This is a genomic window from Solemya velesiana gill symbiont (assembly GCF_002020805.1).
GTDB lineage: Bacteria > Pseudomonadota > Gammaproteobacteria > Chromatiales > Chromatiaceae > Sedimenticola_A.
Genome location: NZ_MPRJ01000095.1, coordinates 1 through 10,084, shown reverse-complemented (window position 1 = coordinate 10,084; position 10,084 = coordinate 1). Strand labels below are relative to the sequence as shown.

The window sequence follows — 10,084 nt, the reverse complement described above, 5'->3', positions numbered from 1 at the left end:
TTTTCCTGGGAGTGGAGATCAATAGGTCGATGGTATACGATTTTCGAAATTAATCAGAGTTGCCTTAGCATTGACTGGTAGAGTCGAGGCGTTGTCGTTGCTTCTGCTTGGACTCAACACAGGCTATGACGCTTACTGTGTGAGGCCCGGGTAGATGGAAATACTACCGTATCAGGAGAGGGTAAAAAAAGTTGTGAGGGCAGTCAGCGCTCGCTGACCAGCAACTTGACTGCCAATGCAGCAAATACAGTTCCCGCCATCCTGTTGAGTAGGGTCTCTACCCGTGGTGTCTGTCTCAGTCTTTTTCCAATAGAGCCCGAAAGCAGGCTGATGGCTCCGAATACCACCAGCGCAGAGAGAATGAAGAGCGCCCCCAGTAATAACAGTTGCAGTGTGACATTCCCCAGCGTGGGATCGGTGAACTGGGGCAGGAAGGCCATGAAGAAGATGGATACCTTGGGGTTGGTGATATTCATGATAATGCCCCGGCGGTAGAGCTGGGCTGGCCCCAGGGGTTTGGCCCCATTCTTGGGCGTGTCGCTGTGGTGTGGACGCAGGAGCTGCCATGCAAGGTAGAGGAGGTAGGCTGCGCCCAGGAATTTCAGGATCGTGAAGGCGACGGCCGAGGTGTGTACCAGGAGCCCGGTGCACAGCCCGAGGGTGATCAACAGGCCGGATCTGGCGCCATTGGTCATGGACTGGGCAAGTACAAACAGGTTGTCGGGGCCGGGGGCGAGGGCCAGCAAGGTGGAACTGGTGATAAAAAGCAGCAGGGTTTCAGGGCTCAGCATGATCAGGATGCGGAAGCACTAGCGTTCGAAGGTGCTCCCATTCCAGCCGAACATGTTGCGTGCAGCATCAGCGAACTCGATATAGGTCCTGTTTTTGGGAATGCCGAGTTGCTGCTCGACAAATTCACAGAGTGTGGCGGAAATCTCTTTTGTCTGATCCCCGGGAGGACCGATGCTCTTCAGTTCCAAGTAGGCGAGGGGGGCGTCGTTGCCTGCGAACAGCATGGGTTGGCCGGTCTCCAGGCCCACCATGACATATTGTTCCGGCTTGCCCAGCGCCCTGGCTGTCGTGGCAGATGCCTGGGCCAGGATATCGCCATGTCGTGCCTCCTCTACCGAGGTGTAGGTGCGAATAATGAGGACGGGCATGGTTTGGTGTGTGTTTTTATTCGCAGAACTCGCTGATCTGCTTTTCGGCCTGGGTGATTTTCTCCTGGCGCTCCTCTTCGCTATAGCGCTTATAGGTTCCGTCGGGGTGCTTCACGATCCGATTGCCCAGGGTTTGGTAAAGCTTGAGGTTGTGCCTGGCTGATTTGCAGTTTTCTTTTTTGATTCGTGCCTCTTCGGCCTTGAACTCTTGTTCAAGATCCTCGCTTTCGGTCTGCTCTTTGGCTTCATCAGACGCTTCGGTCTGTTGCCTCAGTCGGTCTTCAGGACTGCTCTCCTCACCTTTGGAGGTCTTTGTTGGTGTCGCCTTGATGATCTCGACGGTAACTCCGCTTGTCGGGCGGGTCTGGGAATAGATAGTCGCCCCGTTTTCGTCTACCCACCGGTAGACCTCTCCATGGGTAGTGGTGGCGACGACGAAAAGTGCTATGGCAACAACAAGAGGTTGAAAACGCATATCGGCATTCCTGCAGTGAAATCCAATCTTGTCTTCTAATTATGAAATAGTTCAGACAGATAGCAAGCATTAATCATCCTGAATCTTCACTTTTGAGACTCCCGTCAACGGGTCCGGCCCCAAAATAGACCAATTTGTTCGGTGATTTCATGTGAATGGGAAATTCCGGATATGGCAGGGCCGACAGACCGGTGTGGAGAAGCGGTTTTGGATGGCCGGTCTCGAGGGTAGCTTTGAATCTGCCAAAATGCATCTGGATAAGGAGCAGGTTTTTCGGCCTGAACAGGCTCGGGGATGGCTTCCCTGCAGGGTTTCTGCTTGACCTGAAACTCTAATATTAGTAATTTGCACTGTTTGGATATTTTTCACCAAATGCGTTGGTCCGGGTGGGGTTTTGGCGCTCCAATCGACCATAATCGGAGGCTTTAACGTGGAATTAAGTGGTGCCGAGATCATCGTTCAGTGTTTGAAGGATGAGGGCGTTGAGCACGTGTTCGGATACCCCGGTGGGGCCGTTCTGCATATATATGATGCGATTTTCCAGCAGGATGACGTCAAGCACATCCTGGTGCGTCATGAGCAGGCTGCAACCCATGCGGCGGATGGTTATGCCCGCTCCACCGGCAAGGCCGGTGTCGCCCTGGTGACCTCCGGTCCGGGTGCCACCAATGCGGTGACCGGTATCGCCACTGCCTACATGGATTCCATTCCCATGGTGGTGCTCACTGGCCAGGTGCCGAGCCCCTTTATCGGCAGTGACGCATTCCAGGAGGTGGATACGGTCGGTATCACCCGTCCCTGCGTAAAGCACAACTTCCTGATCAAGGATGTCCGCGACATCGCAGAGACCTTCAAAAAGGCATTCTACATCGCCACCACCGGCCGTCCCGGTCCCGTGGTCATCGATATTCCCAAGGACATCACGGATCCCAACGTGAAGATTCCCTATGAGTATCCGAAAAAGATCAAGATGCGCTCCTACAACCCCGTTACCAAGGGGCATCTGGGGCAGATCAAGAAGGCAGTCAATCTCATGCTTGCGGCCGAGCGTCCGGTTTTCTACACCGGCGGCGGCGTGGTGCTCGATGATGCATCCAAGGCGCTGGTTGAACTCGTACGGGAACTGAATTTCCCGATCACGAGCACCCTGATGGGACTGGGCGCCTATCCGGCAAGCGATAAGCAGTTCATGGGCATGTTGGGCATGCACGGAACCTACGAGGCCAACATGGCCATGCACGACACAGACGTACTGATAGCCGTCGGTGCCCGTTTCGATGACCGTGTGACAGGCCATGTAGCCCACTTCTGCCCCAATGCCAAGATCGTTCACATAGACATCGATCCATCATCCATCTCCAAGACGGTGCGTGTCGACGTGCCCATCGTGGGGCCGGTCAAGAACGTGCTCAAGGATATGCTCAAGGTGGTCAAGGAGCACAAGAAGAGTTCGAAAAAGGACGCTCTGGACAATTGGTGGAAACAGGTCGACCAGTGGCGTGGTATGCAATGCCTGCGCTACGACACCAAGAGCGAACTGATCAAACCCCAGTTTGCAGTGGAGACCCTGCACAAGGTGACCAAGGGCGATGCCTTCGTCGCCTCCGATGTGGGCCAGCACCAGATGTTCGCCGCACAGTTCTACGGTTTCGACAAACCGCGCCGCTGGGTCAACTCCGGTGGTCTCGGTACCATGGGCTTCGGTCTGCCGGCGGCCATGGGTATTCAGATGGCGCACCCTGGCGCCGATGTCGCGCTGGTAACCGGCGAGGCGAGTATCCAGATGTGTATACAGGAGCTGGCAACCTGCAAGCAGCACGACCTGCCCATCAAGATCATGCTCCTCAACAACGGTTACATGGGCATGGTGCGCCAGTGGCAGGAGTTCTTCTATGACGGGCGCTACTCCCACTCCTACGTGGATGCATTGCCAGATTTCGTGAAGCTGGCGGAGAGCTACGGCCACGTCGGCATGAAGATCGAGAACCCGGCAGACCTGGAAGGGGCCATGAAGGAGGCCTTCTCCATGAAGGACCGCCTGGTGTTCATGGACGTGATCATCGATCCCACCGAGAACGTCTACCCGATGATCGAGGCGGGCAAGGGCCACCACGAGATGCAACTCTCCCCGGAAAGCGAGCTGGTATAAGAACAATGAGACACATTATCTCTATCCTGATGGAAAATGAGTCCGGCGCCTTGTCCCGGGTTGCAGGCCTGTTTTCGGCGCGCGGCTACAATATCGAATCGCTGACCGTGGCTCCCACCGAAGACTCTTCGCTGTCGCGCATGACCATGGTCACCAGCGGCGACGAGGCGATCATCGAGCAGATCACCAAGCAGCTGAACAAGCTGGTCGAGGTGGTCAAGCTGTTGGATCTCTCGGACGGACCCCACATCGAACGGGAAATGATGCTGATCAAGGTGAAGGCCGAGCGGTCACACCGTGAAGAGATCAAGCGCCTAGTGGATATCTTTCGCGGAAAGATCATCGACGTCACCGATACCAGCTACATCGTCGAGTTGACCGGCAGCGCCGGCAAGCTGGACTCGTTCATCAGTGCAGTTCACGAGGACTTGGTGGTCGAAGTGGTGCGCACCGGTCCGTCCGGTATCGCAAGGGGCGCCAAGGGACTCGCCCTGTAGTCAGCTCCAGCTAGTCATACAATATTATTCAACGTGCTGTATGCGCGTTGCGGAATCAGATAACAAACCTGAAGGTAACTTTTAAATGAGCAGCTTGAACATCTATTACGACAAAGACGCCGACCTCTCCATCATCCAGGGTAAGAAGGTCACCATCGTCGGTTATGGCTCCCAGGGCCATGCCCACGCCAACAACCTGAAAGACTCCGGCGTCGACGTCACCGTAGCGTTGCGTTCCGGCTCCGGCTCAGCTGCCAAGGCCGAGGCAGCCGGCCTGACCGTCAAGAGCGTCGAAGAGGCCGTTGACGGTGCCGACGTGGTTATGGTGCTGACCCCGGATGAGTTCCAGTCTGTACTTTACAAGGAGCAGCTGGAACCGAACCTGAAACAGGGCGCTACCCTGGCTTTCGCTCACGGCTTCGCTATCCACTACAACCAGGTTGTGCCCCGTGCCGATCTGGACGTGATCATGGTCGCACCCAAGGCGCCCGGCCATACCGTACGCAGCGAGTTCGAACGTGGTGGTGGTATTCCCGACCTGATTGCCATCTACCAGGACGCCAGCGGCACCGCCAAGGACACTGCACTCTCCTACGCCTCCGCCACTGGCGGTGGCCGCACCGGTATCATCGAGACCACCTTCAAGGACGAGACCGAAACCGACCTGTTCGGTGAGCAGGCCGTTCTCTGCGGTGGCGCTGTGGAACTGGTCAAGGCCGGTTTCGAGACCCTGACCGAAGCCGGTTACGCTCCCGAGATGGCCTACTTCGAGTGTCTGCACGAACTGAAGCTGATCGTCGACCTGATGTACGAGGGCGGCATCGCCAACATGAACTACTCCATCTCCAACAACGCGGAGTATGGTGAGTACGTTACCGGTCCCAAGGTGATCAACGACGAGAGCCGCTGGGCCATGCGCGAGGCGCTGCAAAACATCCAGACCGGCGAGTACGCCAAGCAGTTCATCCTGGAAGGACAGACCAACTACCCCTCCATGACTGCCCAGCGTCGCCTGAACGCCGCTCACCCGATCGAACAGACCGGTGAGAAGCTGCGTTCGATGATGCCCTGGATCAAGAAGATCGTGGACAAGTCCAAGAACTGATCAGTTGGATCTTTAGCAGTTGGAAACGCCGGCCATGAGCCGGCGTTTTTCTTTCTGTGCGCATCCCTGTGATCTCCCTTATAATCAGGTCATCCAAACCAATGGGCTTGTGCCATCGATGGAAGAGATAAACCAAAAGAAAAGACGCCCCCGCGGTATCTACCTGCTGCCCAACCTGTTTACCACCGCAGCCCTCTTCTGCGGATTCTATGCAGTGTTGGCTGCGATGAACGGTCGCTTCGAACAGGCGGCGGTGGCTATCTTTGTGGCCATGGTGCTGGACGGCCTGGACGGGCGGGTGGCGCGCCTGACCCACACGCAGACTGCCTTTGGTGCCGAGTACGACAGCCTCTCCGATATGGTTGCCTTCGGATTGGCACCCTCCCTTGTGATGTACGTCTGGTCCCTGCAGGGGCTCGGCAAGTTCGGCTGGCTGGCAGCTTTTGTCTACATCGCGGCTGCGGCGCTCAGGCTGGCGCGTTTCAATACCCAGGTAGGTACGGCTGACAAGCGCTTCTTCCAGGGACTGCCATCGCCTGCGGCGGCGGCGATTATCGCCGGTTTCGTCTGGGTAGCGGTAGATAACGATATCAATGGAGAAGGCCTCTCCTACATCGCGGGAGTCCTGACCGTTGTTGCTGGCCTGTTGATGGTGAGCAATGTCCGCTTCAACAGCTTCAAGGAGATCGACTTCCGCGGCAAGGTTCCCTTCTTCGTGGTCGTCGTGGTGATGCTCGGTTTTGCCGTGTTTTTGCTGCAGCCACCACTGGTACTGTTTTTACTCTTCTTCTCCTATGCCGTATCAGGCCCGGTATTAACCCTGATCCACCTCAGGCGCAGGAAAGCGGAGCGGCAGGCGGCCAGCGGCCAGGAGGAAGCCCAACAGGACAACGAGGCCGGAGAGGATTGATTTCCGGCAACCAGCGATTTCATGCAGCCCCAAGACGCAGCATTCAGGAAACAAATTATGAGCAGCCCAGATAAATTGATCATCTTCGACACCACCCTGCGGGATGGTGAGCAGAGCCCCGGAGCATCCATGACCAAGGATGAGAAGCTGCGCATCGCCAAGGCCCTGGAGAAGATGCGGGTGGATGTGATCGAGGCCGGGTTTCCCATCGCCAGTGTGGGTGACTTCGAGGCTGTCCAGGCAATAGCCGAGACGGTAAAGGACAGCACCATCTGCGGACTGGCCCGTGCACTGGAGAAGGACATTGATCGTGCCGGTGAAGCGCTGAAAAATGCAAATTCGGGGCGTATTCACACCTTCATCGCCACCTCGCCCATCCACATGGAGCAGAAGCTTCGCATGTCACCTGACCAGGTTGTCGAACAGGCGATCTGGGCGGTCAAGCGGGCCCGTCAATACACCGATAACGTCGAGTTCTCTGCGGAGGATGCCGGCCGGTCCGAGATAGACTTCCTGTGCCGCATCTTCGAAGAGGTGATCAAGGCAGGCGCCACCACCATCAACGTTCCGGATACCGTGGGCTATGCCATGCCCCAGCAGTTTGGTGAGACCATTCGTTCCCTGATCGAGCGCATCCCAAACTCCGACAAGGCGATCTTCTCGGTGCACTGCCACAATGACCTCGGCCTGGCCGTGGCCAACTCACTCTCTGCGGTAAAGAACGGTGCTCGCCAGGTGGAGTGCACGATCAATGGTCTTGGCGAACGGGCTGGCAACGCTTCCCTGGAGGAGGTGACCATGGCCGTGCGCACACGCCCCGACTTTTTCGACTGCAATACCGGCCTGGATGCCACCCAGATCGTCAACTGTTCTCGCCTGGTCTCCAGTATCACCGGTTTCCCGGTACAGCCAAACAAGGCGATCGTTGGTGCCAACGCCTTTGCCCATGAGTCCGGCATCCACCAGGATGGGGTACTCAAGAGCCGCGAGACATACGAGATCATGCGTGCCCAGGATGTGGGCTGGTCCCAGAACCGCATGGTGATGGGTAAGCACTCCGGTCGCAATGCGTTCCGCACCCGCCTGGAAGAGCTTGATATCACCTTCGATTCCGAGGAGGAGCTCAACGATGCTTTCCGCCGCTTCAAGGACCTGGCGGACAAGAAGCACGAGATCTTCGATGACGATCTCCAGGCCCTTGTCACCGACGCCGGCTTCAGTGCCGAAAACGAGACAGTGAAGCTGGTCTCCCTGAAGGTCTGCTCCGAGACCGGCGAAGTGCCCAATGCCAGTGTCGTGGTATCGGTCAACGGCGAAGAGGCGTCAGCATCCGAGGTGGGCGGTGGTCCCGTGGATGCGGCGCTGAAGTCCATTGAGTCTATCGTGAAGTGTGGCGCAGAACTACAGCTCTACTCGGTCAACGCCATCACCAGCGGAACCGATGCCCAGGGCGAGGTGACCGTGCGTCTGCAGAAGGATGGGCGCATCGTCAACGGACAGGGTGCAGACACCGATATCGTTATCGCCTCTGCCAAGGCCTATATCAACGCGGTCAATAAACTGCTTCAGGATGCCCAGAAGGCCCACCCCCAGAAGGGAGAGGTCTGAACAGCCGATGGAAAAGGCCCGCCAGCGCGAATATCTCGAAGTGATGGGCATCCAGGATTGGGTGTCCCGTGACGCCGCTCCCCTGGAGGCGTCTCTCGATGCCGTGGTTTCAGCCGACCCTGGGGAGGCCCAGGCCAAGGCGCCGGAAATTGAATCAACATCTGCCGAGCCTTCCATCAAGCCGACCCCGGTCTCTGAAGCCCCGGCAGGCCAGCCGGATATGCCCCCGTGGATGGAGGATGTCCCGCCGCTTGTAGATGACTTTGCGCCTATGGAAGGTGACGATGTCATGCCCCCCGGGCTGGAGCCGGCGCACCAGCCACGCAACGATGTTGCCCGCCTGGACTGGCCGCAACTGGAGCATCGTGTCGCCGGCTGCGAAGCCTGCGAGCTCCATGCCAGTCGCACCAACACGGTATTCGGTGTCGGCAACCGCAGTGCCGATTTGCTGGTGATCGGCGAAGCGCCGGGTGTGGATGAGGATCGCCAGGGCGAACCGTTCGTCGGTCGCGCCGGCCAGTTGCTCAACGCCATGCTCAAGGCCATCGGCCTGCAGCGGGACGAAGTCTATATCGCCAACATTCTCAAGTGCCGCCCACCGGGAAACCGCGATCCCCGTATCGAAGAAGCGGTTGCCTGTGAACCCTATCTCAAGCGGCAGGTGGCGCTGATCCAACCCAAGGCAATCATGTGCGTGGGACGGGTCGCCGCACAGAACCTGCTCAAGTCAGAAGAGGCCGTGGGTCGCATGCGGGGGAGGGAGTTTCACTATGACGGCATCCCGGTCGTGGTTACCTATCATCCGGCCTACCTGTTGCGCTCTCCCGATCAGAAAGGGAAGTCCTGGCAGGACCTTCAGGCTGCAGTGAAAAAGCTGAGGTTATAGTTTTTCTGACAATCACCCAAGGCCGGGTATCCGATAAGCGTCAGGTTTTACCCGGATCAACGGCATCCAGATTCTCTGCTCATCAATTATACTTATTGGAAAGGCAGCCAATTCAGGACCTGTTATGAGCGCCATCCTCAAAGATCCGCTGTTGCAGATTCGGCCCATGAGAACGGCCGATGTGGAGGCGGTGATGGTGGTGGAGCAGGCGGCCTACGACTTCCCCTGGACGGCGGGGATTTTCAGGGACTGCCTGCGGGTGGGTTACTGCTGCTGGGTCGTCGCCCTGGATCAGCGGATTATCGGCTATGCCATCATGTCCGTTGCCGCCGGCGAAGCTCATATTCTTAATGTCTGTATTCACCCTGAGATGCAAGGGCATGGCCTGGGGCGCCGGCTGATGCAGCGCTTTATCACTCTCGCCAGGGAGCGCAGTGCAGACACCATCTTTCTGGAGGTCCGCGACTCCAACAAGGCGGCAATTCATCTCTATGACACCCTCGGCTTCAACGAGGTGGGGCGACGGCGTGGCTACTACCCCGCTGCAGGGGGCAGGGAAGATGCCATAGTCCTCGCATTCAGTCTCTGCTGAGTTGGTCCATCTTCTCTCTCCAATCCTGTATAATCGCCGCTTTTCGCGTTAACACGTAATACTCCCGATGTCTGAACTGCTCAATCAAATGAACCGGCGGCGTACTTTTGCCATCATCTCCCACCCTGATATTGTGGCCCTTTTCACAGCCTGAAATTGCCTTTCTCAGGCTTCCAGCAGATCGTCTCCAGACCGCATAAACACTGGGTTTCTGTAAGAATCAGCTTTCCAGAGCTTTTCATTGAAATGCAGCAGGTATCTCGCAAAACGTGTACAAATTCGTGTGCAAATCGCCATTTTTGGGTGTTTTTCGGAAATTCTGTGACACAGATGTGTCTTAACTGTTGATATGCATATAAAAATAGGCAAAAGTACTTGCGCCGCCTGGCTGTGTCACAGTGCCAGAGATGGGGGCAATGCCCATATCTGACTGAGAAGATTTGCGATCATTTCAAAGCGAGCAGTTCTGTCTCGGTAGCGGCACGGCGGCTAACGAACCTTTCAACGGACGGTTTCCCGGAGTCCCATTTAGCCTGGCCGCTTCCACCGGCCATCGAAGCGGTTTAAGAAAACTGAAATATACGGCATTTTCTACCTTAAGAATTTGGCGGTTTCGGATAATAAGTGCAATTGGTAGTTGAAGGGCCAGCTGGTAGAGTCGGCGCTTCTCCCGACCAAGAGACGAAGCACTTATGAGCTACA

At 56.8% G+C, this 10,084-nt stretch carries 10 protein-coding genes; 7 read left to right on the top strand and 3 right to left on the bottom strand.

The window, feature by feature from the left end:
• Window positions 1-203: 203 nt before the first annotated feature.
• From BOW53_RS11600 to BOW53_RS11590, 3 genes are read right to left on the bottom strand one after another with little or no spacing between them, the layout of a single operon-like run.
• On the bottom strand, window positions 204-791 hold the full coding sequence (locus BOW53_RS11600; RefSeq protein ID WP_078488147.1) for a LysE family translocator: 588 nt from the start codon (window positions 789-791) through the stop codon (window positions 204-206).
• A gap of 18 nt (window positions 792-809) precedes the next feature.
• The gene (locus BOW53_RS11595; RefSeq protein WP_078488146.1) at window positions 810-1,160 is read right to left on the bottom strand and encodes a phenylpyruvate tautomerase MIF-related protein; all 351 of its coding nucleotides are present in this window, start codon (window positions 1,158-1,160) and stop codon (window positions 810-812) included.
• 16 nt (window positions 1,161-1,176) lie between these two features.
• Complete coding sequence (locus BOW53_RS11590; RefSeq protein ID WP_078488145.1) at window positions 1,177-1,635, bottom strand: DUF4124 domain-containing protein; 459 nt, start codon at window positions 1,633-1,635, stop codon at window positions 1,177-1,179.
• 430 nt (window positions 1,636-2,065) lie between these two features.
• On the opposite strand from BOW53_RS11590, the gene BOW53_RS11585 reads away from it, so the two are divergent.
• The 7 genes from BOW53_RS11585 to rimI all read left to right on the top strand — a co-directional run bounded on the left by BOW53_RS11585 (window position 2,066) and on the right by rimI (window position 9,382).
• Window positions 2,066-3,784 carry an acetolactate synthase 3 large subunit gene (locus BOW53_RS11585; protein WP_078488144.1) on the top strand — a complete coding sequence of 573 codons (1,719 nt, stop codon included), beginning with the start codon at window positions 2,066-2,068 and terminating at the stop codon, window positions 3,782-3,784.
• Window positions 3,785-3,789: 5 nt separating this feature from the next.
• Window positions 3,790-4,281 carry an acetolactate synthase small subunit gene (ilvN, locus tag BOW53_RS11580; RefSeq protein WP_078488143.1) on the top strand — a complete coding sequence of 164 codons (492 nt, stop codon included), beginning with the start codon at window positions 3,790-3,792 and terminating at the stop codon, window positions 4,279-4,281.
• A gap of 94 nt (window positions 4,282-4,375) precedes the next feature.
• Entirely contained in the window at window positions 4,376-5,386 is a 1,011-nt protein-coding gene (gene ilvC / locus BOW53_RS11575; protein WP_078488148.1) for a ketol-acid reductoisomerase, read from the top strand.
• A 118-nt stretch (window positions 5,387-5,504) separates the two neighbouring features.
• Window positions 5,505-6,296, top strand: a complete 792-nt coding sequence (gene pssA, locus BOW53_RS11570) for a CDP-diacylglycerol--serine O-phosphatidyltransferase (protein ID WP_078488142.1) — start codon at window positions 5,505-5,507, stop codon at window positions 6,294-6,296.
• A gap of 57 nt (window positions 6,297-6,353) precedes the next feature.
• Window positions 6,354-7,904 carry a 2-isopropylmalate synthase gene (locus BOW53_RS11565; protein ID WP_078488141.1) on the top strand — a complete coding sequence of 517 codons (1,551 nt, stop codon included), beginning with the start codon at window positions 6,354-6,356 and terminating at the stop codon, window positions 7,902-7,904.
• A 7-nt stretch (window positions 7,905-7,911) separates the two neighbouring features.
• On the top strand, window positions 7,912-8,790 hold the full coding sequence (locus BOW53_RS11560) for a uracil-DNA glycosylase (RefSeq protein ID WP_078488140.1): 879 nt from the start codon (window positions 7,912-7,914) through the stop codon (window positions 8,788-8,790).
• A 124-nt stretch (window positions 8,791-8,914) separates the two neighbouring features.
• Window positions 8,915-9,382, top strand: a complete 468-nt coding sequence (gene rimI / locus BOW53_RS11555; RefSeq protein WP_078488139.1) for a ribosomal protein S18-alanine N-acetyltransferase — start codon at window positions 8,915-8,917, stop codon at window positions 9,380-9,382.
• The last annotated feature ends 702 nt before the right edge of the window (window positions 9,383-10,084 follow it).

What these genes read in the sequence shown, in the direction of transcription:
- BOW53_RS11600 (WP_078488147.1), bottom strand. Translation starts at nt 791, where the DNA reads ATGCTGAGCCCTGAAACCCTGCTGCTTTTTATCACCAGTTCCACCTTG.
- BOW53_RS11595 (WP_078488146.1), bottom strand. Translation starts at nt 1,160, where the DNA reads ATGCCCGTCCTCATTATTCGCACCTACACCTCGGTAGAGGAGGCACGA.
- BOW53_RS11590 (WP_078488145.1), bottom strand. Translation starts at nt 1,635, where the DNA reads ATGCGTTTTCAACCTCTTGTTGTTGCCATAGCACTTTTCGTCGTCGCC.
- ilvN (WP_078488143.1), top strand. Translation starts at nt 3,790, where the DNA reads ATGAGACACATTATCTCTATCCTGATGGAAAATGAGTCCGGCGCCTTG.
- pssA (WP_078488142.1), top strand. Translation starts at nt 5,505, where the DNA reads ATGGAAGAGATAAACCAAAAGAAAAGACGCCCCCGCGGTATCTACCTG.
- BOW53_RS11565 (WP_078488141.1), top strand. Translation starts at nt 6,354, where the DNA reads ATGAGCAGCCCAGATAAATTGATCATCTTCGACACCACCCTGCGGGAT.
- BOW53_RS11560 (WP_078488140.1), top strand. Translation starts at nt 7,912, where the DNA reads ATGGAAAAGGCCCGCCAGCGCGAATATCTCGAAGTGATGGGCATCCAG.
- rimI (WP_078488139.1), top strand. Translation starts at nt 8,915, where the DNA reads ATGAGCGCCATCCTCAAAGATCCGCTGTTGCAGATTCGGCCCATGAGA.